Raw genomic sequence first — 17,765 nt, 5'->3', positions numbered from 1 at the left:
TTATTCTCCTCTGAGCACAATGGCAGGGTGAATGTCCATTACCCGGCGCACGGGAAGGATTGAGGCGAGCACGGTGATCGCGATGAAGACAGCGATGGTAATGGGGATGATAGGCCACGGGAAGTTAATGGCCCGGCCGAAGACGTTCAGGCTGACGCGCTGGGCAAATTCAAACCCGAGGAACACGCCGAAGGCGCTGCCGATCAGGCCTAAAAAGGCGCCCTCGCCGAGCAGTTCGCCCATGACGAGCCGGTTCTCAGCTCCGAGAGCTTTCTTTAAGGCGATTTCGCGCCGCCGCTCGGCCACCATGGCCATCATGGTCGTGTAGACCGAGATCATGGTGATAATCAGGACGACGACGGTGACAAGCAGCACCAAAGCCTGCAGCTTGCCCAGCACGATATCCTGCGATTGGGTCAAGCGCCGCACCGAGCGGGGCTGAATGTCAGACATCTTTGCCTGCAGCGTCCCAGTGAGCTTCTCCATCTGTTCGCCGTCGGCGACGACGCTGCACTCAACCACGTCGCCGTGAAAGCTGTCGCCGATCAGGCTGTCGAGCATGTTGACGTCGGCGAAGATGAAGCCCTCTTCAGCGCCGCCGGTGGTGACGATGCCGCAGACGGACAGCTTCTTGGAGAAGTTCTGGTCGCCCTCGTCGCGTTCCTGGTTCTCCACGGCGGAAAGGTTCTGGCCCGACGCCTCAGCGTGCTTGCCGTACTTCACTCCCAGCACGGTAAAGGTATCGCCTAGCGACAGGTTCAGCGTTTTGGCAATTTCCTTGCCGACCATGACCTTGTCAGGCTCGTCGGCATTTCCCCAAGAGCCTTCGACGTACCAGAACGGGCTATTTTTCTTTGCCTCCGGCAGGTCTGTGCCGGCGATGATATAGGGGTGTTCGTTGATTTTCACCGTCTGATAGCGGTAGGGCGCCATTCCCACGATACGGTCGCTGCCGATCAGGCTGCGAAGCTGCACGAGATCATCACGGCTTATTTTGGTATCGCCCTTCGGGAGGATCAGCAGGTTGGCGCCATATGATCGGAACTCGCGTCCCAGCTGACGGGGAATATCGTAGTAGATCGTCACCAGGCCTGACAGGATGGTGGCGCCGATGGCGATGGCCAGCACGGCGATAATCAGCCGGGAGGCGCGTCGGATCAGCGAACTGGTCACCATCTTGAGGTACATCTTCTGTCTTCTATTTGCCATGGAGGACCTCCGTAGGTTTCAGGTTCAGCAGATAGCGAATCGCCGGAATACTGCCGAACAGCGTAACAAAGAAGAGGATCACAGCCACAATCACAACGACCATCTGGGCGATCTCGATGTAGGAGCCGAACACGGTCTGCCCGATGATCTGAGCGAAGCCGATTCCGAGCCCGTAACCTACCACGCCGCCGAATAAGTTGGTCAGCATGACCTCAGCGAGCACCAGCAGGACGATCTGGTAGTTATGCGCTCCAAGGGCCTTCAGCAGGCCAAGTTCCTGACTTCGCTCGATCACGCTGGCGGTTATCAGGTTGGAAATGGCCAGCGCCGAACCGATGGCGCTGAGGATCGTGATCAGGATCATCAGCAGCGTCGTCTTGTTGAGGATCGTCCCTTCTGACTCGGCGACCTGCCGAACCGGGCGGGCCACGCCGTCGCGGATGACTTCCTGAATCTGATGGCATATGGCGCTGACGTAGGCGGTGCAGTACCACGTTTCGTACTCTTCAGGCGTCAGGCTCTTGAAATCCTGAGAGGCCTTGCGGGCCAAGTCGTTGTCTGGCGTGGTGAGAGCGGAAACCTCAATGCTTGAGACCTTGCCCGGAAGGTTCATCAGCTCCTGAACCATTTTGAGCGTGCCGAAGACCCGGCCGTCTGCCGGCCCGCCGTCGGTGAAGATCCCCTTGACCGTGACCTTCTTGGTCACGCCGTTATTGACTAAAGTCAGCGTTGACCCGACGTCGGCTTTCAGCCGGGCGGCCAAGGCGCTGCCGAGCATGACGAATCCGTCGTCTTTTTCGCCGATCCAGTCGCCTTTCAGGCTAATCTGCCACCAGTTGCGCAGCGGGCGCAGGCCTGTGTTGACCTCTTCGCCTGTGTTCAGCTGGGCGTGCTTTTCCATCCACGTCCCGATGACCGAAACCTCTCCGGCGCCGTCCACGTCGGCCCGGCCTGTCAGAAGCGGGGCAAAGTCGATGATGTTGAAGCCCCAGAAGATCGTCTTCAGCTTCAGGACGTCCTCTTCGTAAAGGAACTTATCCGTCACGCCGAGCCCCTCGTGGAGCCCGTAAAGGTCGTTCATCAGAGCGGCGTCCTTGTGGCGCACCGTGATGTTGGCGCCGTAGACCTTCAGCTCTCGGTTGACCTTATCGCCAACGCCGAGCATCACGTCCATCATGGCCGTCGACAGTGACACGCCGAGGACGACAGTGAAGGCGATCATCAGCATTTTGCTCTTTTGACGGATCAGCGTCTGCATAATCATTCTCCAGAACATCAGCTCTCGCCTCCTATCTGAATCGCTTCTCTTGACGCTCGAGTTCCTTCACGTCGATGTAGATCCGGCCCGAGTTGACGTCATAGGGGAAAGGAATTGGGTTGCAGCCGCCCTTAAAACCGATTGTGTTCTTGTTCATGACCACGTCGCACCGGCGGCAGATCACTTCGTCGCCCCGCTCAAAGTAGCCGGCGATGCCGCAGATCTCGCAGGCGTCCAATCCGACGCCGTAAGCGTTGCCGGCAGGCTTCTTCACGACGAGGAAGCGTACGTCATAGCCGTTCGGCGTGACGTATGAGAACTTGTGAAGGTGGCCGTCAGAAACCTTAGCAAGCTCAATTTGAATGATCCCGTCATGCATTTCGTAAGCCTCCGGCTGGACTTCTGCCGGCGGCCGAGTGTCAAAATAACGAAGGACGGTGGCCGTTGTCAGGACCAGCGCGCCCCACAGGAGCAGCCCCCAAGACCAGCGGCGGCAGCCGCGGAGCCGGGCTTTTTCCTTGCGGAGCAGGGCGCGGTTGGGGAACTCGCCGGTCGGGTGCCTGTGGCTCGCGATGACCCACAGGAGCATGACCAGACCGACGGCCAACTGGGCGAAGAGGAAGGAGTTTTCAAACGCGTCGCCCCATTCCATGATCGAGAAGACGAAGTCGGACAGCGGAATGACCTTCAGCCGCTGCAGCGAGGCGACCGCTCGAACGCCGTACTCAGCGAAGAACAGCAGGGAAGAAAGGGCAAGGAAAAGGACGGCGCCGCGAGGGCTGAGAGCTCGGTGGACTTTAAAGGAGCTGAGCGCCAGCAGCAGGCAGAGGAAAAGGCCGAGCGCGAAACCGATGGCCCGCAGCAGCGCCTTCGTGCTGATGCCGCTTTCGCCGAAGTAGACAAATTCCTGCGTGAATTGAATGACCGGCGGAATCAGATAGGTAAACGCTACTGCCGTGAGAACGGCGAACAGCAGGATTCCCAACGACTTCCAGATCCCGGAGACTCGGCGGGGAAACAGAGAGATCAGTGACCAGAGGAACGCGGTTCCGGCTGCCGCGGCGACAGCCACCACAAGCCAGCGGTTGAGCTGTATCAGAGCGATGTTCATGCCCTTTGGGTCGTGCGCGCGCACGCCAAACAGGACGCCGCCGACAAGAAGGCCGACCACGATGCCCGCCCACGCAAAGAGGCGGCCAGTTTTTTCTCTGTCCTTCAGGGAGAAGCTGAGAATCAAGCCGGTCAAAAACGAGAGAGAAGCAAGCTGGTCTGTGACCGCGACAAGATATTTAAAAATGGGACTGCGCCCCCGATCTAAAAACAGCTAAAGCGGGGCGCTGCCTGCCATTTCAGGAAAAGCAGCTCCCCGCCGTGTGAACATATAGACTCTTTAACGCTTACGCTGATGGCTTAGCGGTTCTGAAGCTGCTCAGCAGTGTACTTCCAATCGAACTCGCAGGTGTAGGACTTGAAGAAATCCTTTGCGTTTTCCTTTGCGGGCACGCCGGTCTCCGGGTCAGTGTGGAAGAGGTAATCCGTGGGCGGGTTGATGGTCAGGCGCAGCGTGTAGGTGCCGACCTTGAGGCCCTTCTTGATGTTGGCGCCGTAGTGCGGGCCGTCATCAGCGTTCATCGGCATGAAGGAGCCAGACATCACGACGTCCTTCTTCTTGTTGAGGATCTCGTACTTCACCGTCAGATAGGGCGGCCAAATGTTTTCGCCGTTGCCGAAGCCGTACAGGGCGGCAGATTCAGGCTGCAGGTGAATATCGGCTTCCAGGTGCATATCGGACTCCTCGCGGGACGGGTTCTTGCCAGCGGGGTACATATCAACGGCCTGGAAATACACGGCTGCGACGTTGTACGGACCGACCTGCTGCTCCTCGCCGATGGGGATCTCAACGAATCCGCTCTCGCCGGGCTTGTCAGCAACGGGAGCAGCAGGAGCAGCGATGGCGCAGGCGCCAAAAACCAAAGCGGCAAAGCATGAAAGCAACGCAACAAACGACTTTTTCATCAAAAAACCTCCCTGAAAATAAAATGATGTTGCTATTAAAGTTCCGCTCATGCGGAATCTTCCAAAAGGTGAAAGCTACTTGTTGCCCTTATCCTTCTTCCGGAACATGTGGGGCAGGGTAATCCACAGCGACGCGATGAGAATCATGACCTGAGGAATCAGCGTCTCGGCCCGGTCGTAGATGTTCAGAATGTCGATGGAGAAGCCGTTCATCGACGGGATAACCGTCCGGCCGGTGATCACGTCGGCCTCTGTGAGCTCAAGGACTCCCTTGCCCATGAAGGAAATGCACATCAGGAAAAGAAGGATGCTGGTAAATAGGAAGAAAGGCTTCAGAGGCAGCTTGACGCTGAAGTAACGGAACGCGATCCACACGGCGACCAACACGGCCGCTCCGGCGACGATGCCGTAAACGATGTAGGTCGTGTTGTCCATGCCGTCGGTAAATGCCGCCTTGTAGAACAGGATCAGCTCGGCGCCTTCGCGCATGACGGCGATGAACGCGGCGAAAATCAGCGTCCACTGGCTCTTCTTGTCGATGGACTGTTGGACCTTGCCGCCGATGTAGCTTTCCCAGCGCTCTGTGTCTGCCTTGGAAAGCATCCAGTTGCTCACGTAGAACAGGACCGCCACGGCGAGGAACATGGTCCAGCCCTCGAGCAGCTCCCGCGCCACGCCGCTGGCGTCGCCCATCATGTACTCAAGGACCCACGCCAAAGCCGCGCTGGCCAGAATCGCCGCGAAGCAACCCCAGTAGACGCTCTTGAGCATTGAGCTGTTGTTCGTCTTTATCAGGTACGCCACGATGGCGACGATGACGAGGATAGCTTCAAGACCTTCGCGGATCAGCAGGCCGAAAGCAGTCAGGAACGTCACCCAATCCCTGTTGACAGGTGCTTTCTTCGGCGCCGTCGGGGCAGCAGCCGATGCGGCCGGCGCAGTTTGTGCCGTCTGCTCCGCGGGTTCGGCGGTCTTCGCAACGGTCTCCGTTTTCCCTTCCGTCCCAGCCGCGGTGACAGCAGCGGGCTTTCCCGCCTCGCCGTATACGGCCTCGCCGATGCTGTCTGGATCGGTGCTCGAAGCATCGCCGTCAAGCACCATCGCGTCCTTGTAGACCTTGACCTTCAGCGCCTCAATCTCGCTGATCAGCGCTGCCTTGTCCATTGAGTTGTTGTTGCCCAGCAGAACGTGCTTAATTGCCGCGAATCTGCCTTCGATCAGGTTGACCCGGTCGCGCGAAATGGCGTACATGACGTTCTTCTCGAAGCCCTGAATTTCGTAGTGTCCGAAATAGGCGTCGTTCATGTTCTTGTACGCCGCCTTGTAGTCGCCCTTTTCGACGTTTTCGCGGGCTTGGGTGAACTGAATGGCCATGTCCGCGGCCACGTCTTTCCACGAGTCGTATTTCTTCTTCTTTGCAGCCGAGGCGTCCTGAGCCGTTGAGAAGAGAACGAAGAGGACAGCCAGCACTAACAGTCCGAAAGACCACCTGCGCCAAAAAATACTCTTTTCCCGCATCATGCCGTCTCCTTATCCCGGACGTGCCGTTCAGTTCTCGGCACCGCTGAAACAAACCGCAGAGAGGATGTTCCTATGCTGAATGTTCCACCAGTGCTGAATTCCAGGCCCGACAGGCTTCGTATGCTGGACGCCCTTTTGATGCGCCCAGAAACCACGAGCCGATAGTTTAGAACTGCTAATTTGATGATGCTAAGTTTAGCACTGCTAATTAAGCTGTCAAGAGGGCTGGGGGAATGTTTGAGGGCAAAATCTGATATTCTCGGGAGGCTTTTTCTCCTTGCTCATCAAGCTAATCAACAGACTGTCTGCTCTTAAGAGTTTTTTGCTACAAAAAAGTAACTTGCCCAGCTTTGCTCCTGCCCGCTTTGGGGGGCTGTCAGTTACAAAAAACGCCGCCCGTTAGGGCGGCATTTTCTCGCTTATCGTATCATGTTCCACTCGTCGGACTGGTACTTTTCGGCGGCCAGCCGTTCGGTCATTTCCAGTTCGCCGGGCGTCAGCGGGGACTCTTCAAACTCGGCGTTCAGGTCTCGGCCGAGGGCGAGGAAAAAACCCTCTTTGAAGGCGGAAATCAGGTCGGCCATTTCAAGGGGATGACCTAACAGGTGGCGGATGCTGGTGGCTTTGTCGAGGAACGTCTCCTTGGCCCGGGCGAGCCGCAGCGGATCGGCGTCCTTCATGGTCGAAAAAAGTTTGTCCGCCTCCAAGTCGTTCAGAATTGAGCCGTGCTGAACCAGCGCGTCGTAGCGCCGCGCTTGGGCGCTCCCGACGATTTTTTTGCCGTCGGCGGCTAATTCCCAAGCGGAAAGGGCGTCAAAGCACGCTCCCGAGCTGCCTAGTTTGCCGGCTCTTGGAGCAGGGCGGGTCATTGCCACGGGCAGGTTCAAAATCCGAAAGCCTTCGGCAAGCCCCCGCGAAAGGATTCGGTACGACTCGGTGACGCTTTCGGGCAGGGGGCAGTTCGCCTTGGCCATGATAATGCTGTAGGTGAGCTCGTGATCGTGCAGGACGGCCCGGCCGCCGGTGAGGCGGCGCACCACGTCGATGCCCTGACGGCGGCAGGCGTCAAAGTCCACGTCCCGCTCCGCCCGCTGGAAGTAGCCCAGCGTGAGAGTCGCCGGAGACCAGCGGTAAAAGCGCAGGGTCGGCGGCACAAGGCCGGCCGCACAATGGCGCATGATCGCCTCGTCAGCGGCCATGTTCCACGCGCCGGTCGACGTGCCGGTGTCAACGTATCTCCATTTCATCGTTCAGACCTCCCGAAAATAGGCCGGTTTCTTTCGCGGCGTTCAGGGCTTCTGCGGCTTTGAGCGCCCGCGGGTAGTTGTACATCACGCCGTGTCCGGGGTTCTCGTTGTAGTACGGTCGGTTGCAGTTTTTGCACCCGGCTGTGCGGAACGGCTCGCCGGTCAGGGCGACTTTCAGGGCTTCGTCGTGCCAGCTCCCGAGGCTCACGAGCCGGCCGTCTTGGAACGTCATGGCGTCAGGTCGGGCGCCGCGGAACTTCATCAGCCAGTTGGCCAGCTGGACGCGCCGGTACGTCCCCGCTTCAGGCGGCAGCGCGTCGGCCATACGAGTTCCTTTGAGCGGGGTAAAGGCGAACAGGCCCACCGTGACGTGTCGGTCGTACATGGCGGCAATCGCCCGAATCACGTCTTCTTCGCTTTCGCCCAGTCCGACGATGAAGTGGGTCGAGATTCGGCCGGGGTAGCGGTCGGCGCACTCGGTTAGAAGCTCCATCTTGTGCTTGTAGCCCGTTCCTTTGACCCGATCGTGAAGCGGCTGGGTGGCCGCGTCGAGGGCGATGCTCACTCGCGCCGCTCCGTGGGCGAAAAGGGTTTGAACCTGCGAGACCGCCTGTATGTTGGTGGACACGCTGACCGGCAGGGAGAGAATCGGCGCTACCGCGTCGAGAATGTCGAGAGTGCGCTGGAACGATCCAGTGTTCATGGTGACTTGAATGCAGGCCCGCATGATTCGTCCCTCGTCGGCGGCAATCCGGAGCGGGCCGACCACGTCGGCCAACTCAAAGGCTGGCCAAATGACGCGGGAAAGCCTGTCGTCACCGCCTGTGGCGGTTCGGGCTTGGGCGCAGAAGGCGCAGTTGTAAGCGCAGCGCCCGCCGATATCCATCAGGTACGCCGTCGTGGTCGGGGCGTCCGTCTTGAGCTGCGCTAGGCCGAGGGCGGCGGCCGTGCCGATAGAAAGGCGAATCCTCACAGCACGCAGCACTCCTTTCGTTCGATCAGTTCCAACCCCAGACGATGGGCAAGTTCGAGTGCCGGGCCGGTAGGGTTGACGATCCTGTTGATGCCCGAGCCCACGGCCAGCATGTCCAGCTCGGCCCGGTAGCGCCCTTTGGGCCTCATGCAGCCCAAGTTGAGCGGCTTGTCGGGGAAAAGTTCCCGAGCGCGGACTAAGACGGCCGCCACGTCTTCCAGCCGGGGCGGCTGGCGGTCGGCGAACGCCGTGCCGGGCGTGGGAATCAGGACGATGAAGACGACGCCGGGCGCACCAAGACGCGCCAGCGTTTCCAGTGCGTCGAACTCGCCGCGGACAACGCCGCCCCACAGGCCGATGCACACGTGGGGCACCACGTTGGCGCCGCTTTTCCGCAAGGCCTTATAGGTATTGACGTAGTCGCTGCCGGTTCGGGACAGACCGAAAACGTCCCGAATGGTCTGTTCGTCGGTGACCATGTCGAACGACACCGCGTCAGCCAAAGGCGCCAGCACGTCGATTTCTTCCTGGGTGATCAGCCCGGCGTGGACGTTGATTTTAAATCCCCGGGCTTTCAGCCCGGCGATCAGCTCGGCGCGCTGGGCGACTTCCACCTTACCAGCCGGGGTGCAGCCGCCGGAGATCAGGCAGCTGGTATAAGTCCCCCGGGACAGCTCGCTTTCAAGCCGAGAAACCGGCGTCATCCCTTCGAGGTAGTGGCCGCCACAGTGGGCGCAGTTGAGGGCGCAGGTCGTCCCGGTGACGGAAACCGACAGTGTTCCTGACGGCCGGTCGCAGACCAGCAGGGGTGGAAAGTGCCGCCGCGCCGTTTCCCACGCGGCGTGAACCGATTCCTGAGCCGAAGCCGACAGGCTGATGAGCTCAGCGGGCGTCAGTCGGGGCATCGTTTTTGGGACAGTCTTTCTTCGTCTTGGCGAGGGCCAAGGAAATTCGGTTGCGCTTCAAGTCCACGTCAAGCACCGTGACGCTCACGGCCTGACCGGGGTGAAGCAGCTGCGACGGGTCCTTGACCGGCCGGCCCATCTGGCTGACGTGGACGAGCCCGTCGGTGTGAACTCCCACGTCAACAAACGCGCCGAACGCCGTGACGTTGCTGACGAGTCCGGGCAGAGTCATGCCGGTTTTGAGGTCCTTCATCGTTTTGACCGACGGGTCGAAAGCGAAAAAGACCATCGCGGGCCGGGGATCCCGCCCGGGCTTTTCCAGCTCGGCCATGATGTCGTTCAGGGTGGGAAGGCCCACGTCACCGGAGACGTACTTGTTCACGTCGATCATCTCTCGCTTGCTCCGGTCCTTCATCAGCTCGGAGACGGTGCAGCCGCAGTCGCTGGCCATCTGGCCCACCAGCTTGTAGTTCTCCGGGTGAACGGCGCTGGCGTCCAGCGGGTTGATCGAGTTCCGCACCCGCAGGAAACCCGCCGCCTGTTGGTACGTCTTCGGCCCTAAACGAGGAACATCCAGCAGGGCGCTTCGGCTCGTGAACGGACCGTTGGCTTCCCTGTGGGCCACAATGCCGCGGGCCAGCTTGTCCGACAGACCGGAGACGTAGGAGAGCAGCCGCGGGCTGGCGGTGTTCAGGTCCACGCCAACCGAGTTGACGCACGAGATCACCGTGTCGTCCAGCGACTCGCGGAGTTGCTTTTGGTCTACGTCGTGCTGGTATTGCCCCACGCCGATGGCCTTCGGGTCGATTTTGACCAGCTCGGCCAGCGGGTCCATCAGCCGGCGGCCGATCGACACGGCGCCGCGGACCGTCACGTCCTGGTCGGGAAGTTCCTTTCGGGCCTCTTCTGACGCCGAGTAGACCGACGCGCCGCTCTCGCTCACCACAAGGACTGGGATATCGAGGGACAGTCCGTTCAGGAAGTCGACCGTCTCTCGGCTGGCAGTCCCGTTGCCGACCGCTACGGCGAGCGGCGAGTGCTTTGATATCAGCTGCCGGATAATCGCCGCGGCCTTTTCGAGCTGATCCGCCCCCCGCTGAATGAAAATCACGTCGTGAGCCAACAGGGCGCCGGTCGCGTCGAGCGCGACGACCTTGCAGCCGGTGCGCACGCCCGGGTCGACGGCCAGAACAGCTCGGGCTCCGAACGGCGACGCCATGAGAAGCTGGCGCAGGTTGCGGGCGAAAATCGCGATGGCCTCGGTGTCAGCGCGTTTTTTGAGCATGGCCCGGGCCTCGTTCTCCATCGACGGTCCCAGAAGGCGCTTGTAGCTGTCCTCAATAGCGGCCGTGACTTGACCGCTCGCGGCGCCTTCGCCTTTGATGAACAGCCGGCGAAGGGTCAGCAGGGCCACCTGGTCGCTCGGCCTGATCCTCACGCTCAGATACCCCTCCCGCTCGCCGCGCAGGGCGGCCAGCAGGCGATGCGACGGCACGGACCGAAGGGAGTCCGACCAGTCGAAATAGTCTTGGTACGTCGCCGCTTCCGGCTCGTCCTTTTTCGCCTCCACGACCGTGGACTCGCACCGGCCGAACCGGACGAAAACGCCGCGCATTTCCTGTCGGGCCTTGACGTCTTCGCTGATCCACTCGGCGATGATGTCCCGGGCGCCTGACAGGGCAGCTTCGACGTCGGCCACGCCCTTTTCTTCGCTGACAAAGGCCGCTGCGGCGGCCTGCGGGTCGTCTTCCCCTTGGGCGAACAGGAGGCGTGCCAGCGGCTCAAGTCCCGCTTCCCGGGCGGCTGTGGCGCGGGTGCGCCGCTTGGGCCGGTAGGGAAGGTAAGTGTCCTCGAGGGCGGTCATTGTGGACGCCCCTTCGACGGCCGCTTTCAGCTCGTCGGTCAGCAGGTTCCGCTCGGCCAGCGACTTGAGGATGGCGTCCTTGCGGCTCGCCAGCTCGGCCGCTTTGGCGAGGCCGTCGCGAATGGCCGTGATGGCGACTTCATCCAAGTTGCCGGTCTTTTCCTTGCGGTATCGGGCGATGAAAGGAACGGTCGCCCCCTCGTCAAGCAGCTGTGCGACCGCTTCGACTGCCTGAGGGGCGAGCTGGAGTTCCCGGGCGATTTGCGGGGTAAAAAGGTTCACTTCTTGAATCCCTCCTGATTGGTTCTGTGAAGCTCGTTCCGGCTAACATCTTAGCGTGCCGCTTTTAACCTGTCCAGCCGGAGCCGGGGCCGGGCGAGGAACCGCAGGGGCAGCCGACGCAGGAAAGAGGGCCATTCGCGCGGAGGCTTGAAGCAGCAGGAGCGTTGACTTCAATAATATAAAGCATTATTATTATATTTATTCATAAAAAGTTGTTTAGGGACATGGGAGGACGACGATGGATCTGACGGTATCCAATCTTTCGGTCGGGTACGACGGAAAAACTGTGGTGGAGGACCTTTCGTTCCGCGTTCCGTCCGGGAGTCTGCTATCGCTTTTGGGCCCCAGCGGGTCGGGAAAAACGACGGTGCTGAACGCCTTGGCCGGATTCTTGAAGCCTGCCTCAGGCGATATTCGGTTTGGCGAGCGGATGATTCAGGATTTGCCGCCCGAAAAGCGCAACGTGGGCATGGTCTTTCAGAACTACGCCCTTTACCCTCACATGACCGCTTTTGACAACATCGCTTTCCCGCTGAAGATTCAGCGTCGAAGCCGCCGTGACATAGAGCGCGCGGTGAAGGAAATCGCCGGCCTGACCCGTATCGGCGACCTGCTGGACCGCAAGCCGTCCCAGCTTTCAGGCGGTCAGCAGCAGCGGGTCGCCATCTCGCGGGCCCTCGTGAAGGGGCCGGATCTGCTGCTGATGGACGAGCCGCTTTCCAACCTCGACGCTGCCCTGCGGGTTCAGATGCGCCAAGAAATTCGCCGTATCCAACAGGAGGCGGGCATTACTGCGCTGTTTGTGACCCACGACCAGGAAGAGGCGCTCAGCCTGTCGGATCGAATCGTCCTGCTGGACGCCGGGCGGCTTCAGCAGGAGGGGACGCCCAAAGAGCTTTACATGGCGCCGCGCAACCTCTTCACGGCCCGGTTTTTCTCCAACCCGCCGGCCAACGTCCTTGAAACCAGTTCGGCCGAGTTGGGCCTTTTGTGGAAGCCCCGCGCCCTTCCGGCCCGGGCTGCCACGGCGGTCATTCGGCCTCACATGTTGGAGCTTTGCCCTGACGCGCCCCTTTCGGGAACGGTCGTCAGCGCGGAAATTCTCGGCCGGGAGTGCTTGGTCCGGGTGCGGTGCCTCTCGTCGACTCTGACGGCTCTGACGTCCAGCGCCAGCGTTCCGGCGGTTGGGACGACACAAGGCGTCGTTCTGAAAAACGAGCCGTACTTTTTCGATTCGTCCGGCGCCCGAGCTGGGGAGGACAGGAGATGAAAAAGTTCCTTTACGGCCTGCTCTGGATTCTGCCGGCGTTGGCCGTGCTGGGGATTTTTACCCTGTACCCCGCGGGGCGCACTGTGGATATGAGCTTTTACGCCCGGTACAACTACTTCCGCGACGCGGTGTTCGAGCGCGGACTGAGCAACTACGTTTACCTGTGGAACGATCCGGACTTCTGGAAGGCGGTTCGCAACACCCTGTTTTACGTCGGGTTCACGCTGCCGCTGTCGGTGCTGTTCGGGCTGGGAATCGCTCTGGCTCTCAACGGACCGGCCCGCCTGCGGCGGCTGTTTCAGACCGTCTACTTTCTCCCGTTTGTCACCTCGTCGGTGGCCGTCGCTTTGGTGTGGAACTGGATGTTTCACTCGACCCACGGGCTTCTCAACTTCCTGTTGGAGTCGGTCGGGATCAGCCCGAGGGCGTGGCTTGAGGATCCCGACTGGGCGCGGTGGGCCCTCGTCATCTTGGGCGTGTGGAAGAGCACGGGCTACAACGTGCTGATATTTCTGACGGGACTTCAGACGATCGACGAGCAGTACAGCCGTTCGGCCGCTCTGGACGGCGCCGGATTTCTGCAGCGAACTTGGTACGTGACGCTGCCGCTCCTTTCACCAACGCTTCTTTTTGTGAGCGTCATATCGGCCATTCAGTGCTTTAAGATGTTCGACCTGTCCTACACGCTGTTCCGAAACAGCGTCGGCCCGTCGAGCTGCGGCATGACGTTGGTGTACTACGTTTACGAGAAGTTCTACAACCAGCACCACTACGGCATCGCCTCGGCGGCGGTGCTGGTGCTTTTCGCCGTCATCTCGGCGTGCAACCTGATTCAGTTCAGGATTGGCCGCCGGCGGGTTCACTATTAGGAGCCGGGCCATGAGACGACTGGGACTCTTTTTAATGTACGCGGTGCTGCTGCTTGGCGCGTTTCTGACCCTTCTGCCGTTCGTCTGGATGATATCCACGTCCCTCAAGACGCCCGGCGAGGCGTTCGCCATGCCGCCAATTTTTATCCCTCAGGTCTTTCACTGGGAAAACTATTTGCAGGTGGCGAAGGAAATTCCGCTGTGGACGTACCTGTTCAACAGCTTTTTCGTCACCGTCTGCGTGACTGCTGGGACGCTCGTCACGACGATTTTCGCCGCGTTTGGCTTTTCACGGCTTCACTTTTTCGGTCGGGACGTCCTGTTCGCCCTCTGCGTGGCCACGATGATGATTCCGGGCGAAGCGCTGCTGATCCCCAACTACGTCACCCTGTCCAAGATGGGGCTGGTGAACACCTACACGGCGCTTATTCTGCCGTGGACGGCCAGCGCGTTCTGCATTTTCCTGCTGCGCCAGTATTTCTTGTCCGTTCCGGAAAGCCTGTACAATGCCGCCCGGATTGACGGCTGCTCGAACATTCGGTTTCTCTTCCAGATCATGGTTCCGCTGGCTCGGCCCGCTCTGGTAACGATCGGGCTGTTGCGGGTCATTTTGAGCTGGAACGAGTTCCTCTGGCCGCTCATCGTCACTGATCTTCCCCAAATGCGGACGCTGCCTGTCGCCCTGTCAGTCTTCACCAACGAGGCGGGCATACGGTACCACCTTCTGATGGCGACCGCGACGGTCATTATTCTGCCGATCATCGGGCTGTATCTTCTGTTTCAAAAGAACTTTCTCCGGGCGGTGGATAGGGCCGGAACAAAAGGGTAGTTTCTCCTTTCGGCGACGGAAGGGTTACGATATCTTGCACTCTACAGGAGGTCATCAGGTTGAAGAAGTTTTTGTCTGGAGTAGGCGTCGTTTTAGCGGCGGTCGGGCTGTTCTCCGCCGGCGCGTGGGCCAAGGAAGGCGGCAAGACGATTCAGTTCTGGCACGCCATGACCGGCGAGAACGAGGCGGTTTTGAAGGACATCGCCGCCAAGTTCAACGCTCAGGACGAGTACAACGTGGAGCTCGTGTTCCAAGGGCACTACCGGGATCTGTTCGCCAAGCTGGAAGGCGCGGCCAAGGCGAACAACATGCCGGCTCTGGCGATGATTTACAACAACCGTCTCGTCTCCTACGTGCTGAACGGATTTGCTCAGCCGCTGGACGACATGATGGCCGATCCCAAAAACGGCTTCACCAAAGAAGAGCTGGCCGACATTCCGGAATTTCTCCGCGAGTCCAGCGTCTGGGACGGCAAGCATTACGCCCTGCCGTTCAACAAGGGAACCTTCCTCCTTCTGTACAATAAGAAGATGTTGGCCGACAAGCACATTGCCGTCCCGACCACGTGGGCCGAGCTGGAAGCGGCGGCCAAGGCCCTGACCGATCCGGAACACAAGGTCTACGGGCTGGCGTTCAACCAGTCGGTCATGATCGACGGCAGCCAGTGGGTCGAGCAGGCCGGCGGACACGTGTATGACGAGGCTAACGACAAGATCACCTTCAACGAGGAACCGGGCGTCAAAGCCTATGAGTTCTTGGTCGGCCTGATTCGCATCGGCTACGCCCGTATTGCCAGAGAAGAGAAGTACATCACCGGCCCGTTCGGCCGCGGCGAGGCTGCCATGGGCATCACCCAGATGTCCCAGCTTCCCAACATCAACGAGGCCTGCAAGGCCGGCGGCATCGAATACGGCGCGGCCCCGCTTCCGAAGGACGTCAGAAGCGCCAGCCTGTTCTCCGGCACCAACGTGGCCATCTTCAACACCTGCCCGGAAGCCGACCGTCAGGCGGCGTTCCGGTTCCTCAAGTTCTTCCTGAAGCCTGAAAATCAGTGGGAGTGGGGAACCCGTTCCGGCTATTTGCCGCTGAGCTGGCAGATCCTCAAGAGCGACAAGTTCAAGGCTTTCGCCGAGAAGGAAGACCCGGGCAAGCTGGCCGCCCTGCCGGCGTTTGAGAACGGCTTCATCGATCCTCGGATCGTCAACGGCTACGCCATCCACGACAATATGTCCAAGGCTCTCGACGCCATCCTGCTGGAGAACAAGCCCATCAAGCAGGCTCTTGACGACGCGGCCGCTCAGGCGTGGAAGGAAATCCTCGAGGCGCGCAAGGCGTTCTAATCGGAGGAACTGCGATGAAAAAGGCCGGGCTTCCCGAGCGAACCGGCTACGTCGTGCTGGCTCACTGCCTTCTCAACGTCTGCGCCAAAGTCGACGGGTACGGATCCTATTCGGGCGCGCTGAAAGAGTTGGTCCTCCCGCTCATTAAAGAAGGCTGGGGGATCGTTCAGCTGCCCTGTCCGGAGACGACCTTTGCCGGACGCCGCCGGTGGGGGCAGACGCGCGACCAGTACGACACGCCGGCCTACAGGCGACACTGCCGTGCCCTGTTGGAACCGGTTTTGGATCAACTGGAGGACGACATAAAAAACGGTGTCACCGTGCTGGGCGTCGTCGGCGTCGAGGGCAGCCCGACCTGCGGGGTGACGAAAACCTGCATCGGCTATCTGGGCGGCGTCATTTCCGACCCGGAGGCGATCAGCCGGTCGGTTCGCGGGTGCCGGGCCGTTCCCGGCCCGGGGGTTTTCATTCGGACCCTTCAGGAAGAGTGGAGCCGCCGCGGCCTGTCGCCCCTGCCGATGACCGGCGTGGACTCGGAAAAGCCGTCCACGTGCCGATGGAGCTCGGTCAAAAAACGCCTTCTGTCCGCCTGTCGGACGGAAGACGAGCGGGAAAAAGACTGATACACAGCCTGCCGCCCTTCTGGGCGGCAGGCCTTTTATCTCGCCAAAATTAATAAATTGTAAACTTAAACTATAATAATAGTTGACATAAAGCGGCCGCGTCGGCATAATGGGTCTATCTTAAAAAAGGGAGCGATGCGGTTGAAAGCTCGTTCAATGGTGCTAATTGCTCTTTTTGCGGCGCTGTGCGCGGTCGGCGGACGGATCGTCGTTCCGTTGGGGCCTGTTCCGTTCACGCTGCAGTTCTTTTTCGTTGGGCTTGCCGGCCTGATGCTGGGGGCCCGCGACGGCGCTCTGGCTATTGTTGTTTACGCGCTGGTCGGCCTAGCTGGGGCTCCTGTCTTCAGCTTCGGCGGCGGCCCGGGGAGTTTCGCCCATCCCACCTTCGGGTTTATCTTAGGCTTCATCGCCTGCGCGTTCACGATCGGCCTTCTGGCAGGCGGGAGCCGCAGCTTCGTGCGCTGCCTGCTGGCGAGCTTTGCAGGGCTCGCGGTCCTTTACATCTGCGGCGTGCCTTGGCTCTGGTTTGTCATGAACCATGTCAACGGCGTGGCCATGCCGTTCGCGAAGGCTTTAACAGCCGGCTGCCTGATCTTCCTTCCGATGGACTCGGTGAAATGCGTCGTCCTGTCCCTGCTTGGCTGTGCGGTGAACCGCCGTCTCAGCGCTGCTGCGGGCCAGTCGAAATAGACCCAATTATAAAGAGCTCTCCCAATGCCTGACGGCCTTCGGGTGAGCTCTTTTTTTACGCGCCCAAATTACTTAAAGTATTTATTTTTTCGGCCATATTGACAAGTAAATCGGCAAATGATAACATGCTGTCATCATAAAACGAGGAGGTGAAAACATGGCAACTCAGGTATTCCGCAAGAGCGTGCTCCAGCTGCAGACTGCTGCTGGGACGACTCCTTCGGGGCAGCCCAAGTACCGCACGTCGTCTGTCAACGGTATTGCTGGAAACGCGACCGCTGACTCTCTGTCAGCGATCGGTTCCGCTCTGGGCGCTCTGATCGAGCCGGAAGTCGTGAGCCTGATCCGGCATGACACGTCGGTGATTGAGTAGGCGAGGTGCGAGTGAGAGATGACGAAAGGAGGTGAAACGTATGGAGACGAAGTCACTGCGGCTGGCGTTCAGCCGGCCTGACGAGAGCCAGATGACCATCACGCTGCCGTCCCCTAAGTCGGGGCTGGACAAGGCGGCCGTCAGAACGGCAATGGAAACTGTCGTGGCTCAGAAGGCGGCGTTCGTTCAAGGGCCTTCCGGCTTGCTGAAGGCGGAAGTGATCGCCCGGAACGTCACGGACCTGCTGGCGTAAGGCAGGAGTTGAAGAGAAAGGAGGCGCGATGTGGACGAGTCGATGACCGGATGGCTTCAAAACGGCTTTGCAGTCGCCGTGGCGGCGTGGCTTTTAGTGCGCACGGAACGGAAACTGGAAACGCTGACCGAGGCCATTAACGAGCTTCAGAGGGCGATAGCCTCTCTGAGAAGGGGAGGTGACGGCAGGTGGGAGTAAGAGAGCGTCAGATTCTAGCGATGATTTTCGTCCTGATGGGGCGGC

18 protein-coding genes are annotated in these 17,765 nt (G+C 60.0%); 9 read left to right on the top strand and 9 right to left on the bottom strand.

Features of this window, described 5'->3' with window-relative positions:
- From JONANDRAFT_RS04600 to JONANDRAFT_RS04560, 9 genes are all read right to left on the bottom strand, one after another.
- A complete protein-coding gene (locus tag JONANDRAFT_RS04600; protein WP_008522970.1) occupies positions 1-1,209 on the bottom strand; it encodes an ABC transporter permease in 1,209 nt (402 codons plus the stop codon).
- Positions 1,199-2,485, bottom strand: a complete 1,287-nt coding sequence (locus JONANDRAFT_RS04595; RefSeq protein ID WP_008521354.1) for an ABC transporter permease — start codon at positions 2,483-2,485, stop codon at positions 1,199-1,201. Before JONANDRAFT_RS04595 ends, JONANDRAFT_RS04600 begins: the two co-directional genes overlap by 11 nt.
- Positions 2,486-2,498: 13 nt before the next feature.
- Positions 2,499-3,713 (bottom strand): Fe-S-containing protein, encoded by a 1,215-nt coding sequence (locus JONANDRAFT_RS04590; RefSeq protein ID WP_008522967.1) that lies wholly within the window; start codon positions 3,711-3,713, stop codon positions 2,499-2,501.
- Positions 3,714-3,877: 164 nt separating this feature from the next.
- Positions 3,878-4,483: an iron transporter gene (locus tag JONANDRAFT_RS04585; protein WP_008521352.1), complete on the bottom strand. Its 606-nt coding sequence runs from the start codon at positions 4,481-4,483 to the stop codon at positions 3,878-3,880.
- Positions 4,484-4,558: 75 nt separating this feature from the next.
- Positions 4,559-5,953, bottom strand: coding sequence for an FTR1 family iron permease (locus JONANDRAFT_RS04580; RefSeq protein WP_233417387.1), 1,395 nt, complete (start codon positions 5,951-5,953; stop codon positions 4,559-4,561).
- Positions 5,954-6,423: 470 nt separating this feature from the next.
- On the bottom strand, positions 6,424-7,251 hold the full coding sequence (locus JONANDRAFT_RS04575; RefSeq protein WP_008522964.1) for a lipoate--protein ligase family protein: 828 nt from the start codon (positions 7,249-7,251) through the stop codon (positions 6,424-6,426).
- On the bottom strand, positions 7,232-8,224 hold the full coding sequence (locus JONANDRAFT_RS04570) for a radical SAM protein (RefSeq protein ID WP_008521347.1): 993 nt from the start codon (positions 8,222-8,224) through the stop codon (positions 7,232-7,234). The genes JONANDRAFT_RS04575 and JONANDRAFT_RS04570 overlap by 20 nt, the downstream gene beginning before the upstream one ends.
- The gene (locus JONANDRAFT_RS04565) at positions 8,221-9,129 is read right to left on the bottom strand and encodes a radical SAM protein (RefSeq protein WP_008522962.1); all 909 of its coding nucleotides are present in this window, start codon (positions 9,127-9,129) and stop codon (positions 8,221-8,223) included. Before JONANDRAFT_RS04565 ends, JONANDRAFT_RS04570 begins: the two co-directional genes overlap by 4 nt.
- Positions 9,107-11,275, bottom strand: a complete 2,169-nt coding sequence (locus JONANDRAFT_RS04560; protein ID WP_008522960.1) for a Tex family protein — start codon at positions 11,273-11,275, stop codon at positions 9,107-9,109. The genes JONANDRAFT_RS04565 and JONANDRAFT_RS04560 overlap by 23 nt, the downstream gene beginning before the upstream one ends.
- 238 nt (positions 11,276-11,513) lie before the next feature.
- On the opposite strand from JONANDRAFT_RS04560, the gene JONANDRAFT_RS04555 reads away from it, so the two are divergent.
- The 9 genes from JONANDRAFT_RS04555 (at position 11,514) to JONANDRAFT_RS08080 (ending at position 17,720) form a co-directional block, all read left to right on the top strand.
- Entirely contained in the window at positions 11,514-12,545 is a 1,032-nt protein-coding gene (locus JONANDRAFT_RS04555) for an ABC transporter ATP-binding protein (protein WP_008522959.1), read from the top strand.
- A complete protein-coding gene (locus JONANDRAFT_RS04550) occupies positions 12,542-13,414 on the top strand; it encodes a carbohydrate ABC transporter permease (RefSeq protein ID WP_008521341.1) in 873 nt (290 codons plus the stop codon). The genes JONANDRAFT_RS04555 and JONANDRAFT_RS04550 overlap by 4 nt, the downstream gene beginning before the upstream one ends.
- Positions 13,415-13,424: 10 nt before the next feature.
- Positions 13,425-14,243, top strand: a complete 819-nt coding sequence (locus tag JONANDRAFT_RS04545) for a carbohydrate ABC transporter permease (RefSeq protein ID WP_008522958.1) — start codon at positions 13,425-13,427, stop codon at positions 14,241-14,243.
- Between the two features lie 59 nt (positions 14,244-14,302).
- Entirely contained in the window at positions 14,303-15,583 is a 1,281-nt protein-coding gene (locus JONANDRAFT_RS04540; protein WP_008521339.1) for an ABC transporter substrate-binding protein, read from the top strand.
- 14 nt (positions 15,584-15,597) lie between these two features.
- Complete coding sequence (locus JONANDRAFT_RS04535; RefSeq protein WP_008521338.1) at positions 15,598-16,206, top strand: CD3072 family TudS-related putative desulfidase; 609 nt, start codon at positions 15,598-15,600, stop codon at positions 16,204-16,206.
- Positions 16,207-16,362: 156 nt separating this feature from the next.
- A complete protein-coding gene (locus tag JONANDRAFT_RS04530; protein WP_155801329.1) occupies positions 16,363-16,896 on the top strand; it encodes a biotin transporter BioY in 534 nt (177 codons plus the stop codon).
- A gap of 157 nt (positions 16,897-17,053) precedes the next feature.
- Positions 17,054-17,269 (top strand): DUF1659 domain-containing protein, encoded by a 216-nt coding sequence (locus tag JONANDRAFT_RS04525; RefSeq protein ID WP_008521336.1) that lies wholly within the window; start codon positions 17,054-17,056, stop codon positions 17,267-17,269.
- Between the two features lie 40 nt (positions 17,270-17,309).
- On the top strand, positions 17,310-17,522 hold the full coding sequence (locus JONANDRAFT_RS04520) for a DUF2922 domain-containing protein (protein WP_008521334.1): 213 nt from the start codon (positions 17,310-17,312) through the stop codon (positions 17,520-17,522).
- Positions 17,523-17,552: 30 nt separating this feature from the next.
- Positions 17,553-17,720 carry a YvrJ family protein gene (locus JONANDRAFT_RS08080; protein WP_008522956.1) on the top strand — a complete coding sequence of 56 codons (168 nt, stop codon included), beginning with the start codon at positions 17,553-17,555 and terminating at the stop codon, positions 17,718-17,720.
- Positions 17,721-17,765: the final 45 nt, after the last annotated feature.

It is taken from the genome of Jonquetella anthropi DSM 22815, assembly GCF_000237805.1.
In the GTDB taxonomy this organism is placed as follows: Bacteria; Synergistota; Synergistia; order Synergistales; family Dethiosulfovibrionaceae; genus Jonquetella; species Jonquetella anthropi.
The sequence above is the reverse complement of the archived record's forward strand: the minus strand, read 5'-3'. Positions and strand labels throughout refer to the sequence as shown.

Excerpts from the sequence above, each read along its gene's own strand:
- JONANDRAFT_RS04600 (WP_008522970.1), bottom strand. The coding sequence starts at position 1,209 with ATGGCAAATAGAAGACAGAAGATGTACCTCAAGATGGTGACCAGTTCG.
- JONANDRAFT_RS04595 (WP_008521354.1), bottom strand. The coding sequence starts at position 2,485 with ATGTTCTGGAGAATGATTATGCAGACGCTGATCCGTCAAAAGAGCAAA.
- JONANDRAFT_RS04585 (WP_008521352.1), bottom strand. The coding sequence starts at position 4,483 with ATGAAAAAGTCGTTTGTTGCGTTGCTTTCATGCTTTGCCGCTTTGGTT.
- JONANDRAFT_RS04575 (WP_008522964.1), bottom strand. The coding sequence starts at position 7,251 with ATGAAATGGAGATACGTTGACACCGGCACGTCGACCGGCGCGTGGAAC.
- JONANDRAFT_RS04565 (WP_008522962.1), bottom strand. The coding sequence starts at position 9,129 with ATGCCCCGACTGACGCCCGCTGAGCTCATCAGCCTGTCGGCTTCGGCT.
- JONANDRAFT_RS04555 (WP_008522959.1), top strand. The coding sequence starts at position 11,514 with ATGGATCTGACGGTATCCAATCTTTCGGTCGGGTACGACGGAAAAACT.
- JONANDRAFT_RS04550 (WP_008521341.1), top strand. The coding sequence starts at position 12,542 with ATGAAAAAGTTCCTTTACGGCCTGCTCTGGATTCTGCCGGCGTTGGCC.
- JONANDRAFT_RS04545 (WP_008522958.1), top strand. The coding sequence starts at position 13,425 with ATGAGACGACTGGGACTCTTTTTAATGTACGCGGTGCTGCTGCTTGGC.
- JONANDRAFT_RS04535 (WP_008521338.1), top strand. The coding sequence starts at position 15,598 with ATGAAAAAGGCCGGGCTTCCCGAGCGAACCGGCTACGTCGTGCTGGCT.
- JONANDRAFT_RS04530 (WP_155801329.1), top strand. The coding sequence starts at position 16,363 with ATGGTGCTAATTGCTCTTTTTGCGGCGCTGTGCGCGGTCGGCGGACGG.
- JONANDRAFT_RS04525 (WP_008521336.1), top strand. The coding sequence starts at position 17,054 with ATGGCAACTCAGGTATTCCGCAAGAGCGTGCTCCAGCTGCAGACTGCT.
- JONANDRAFT_RS04520 (WP_008521334.1), top strand. The coding sequence starts at position 17,310 with ATGGAGACGAAGTCACTGCGGCTGGCGTTCAGCCGGCCTGACGAGAGC.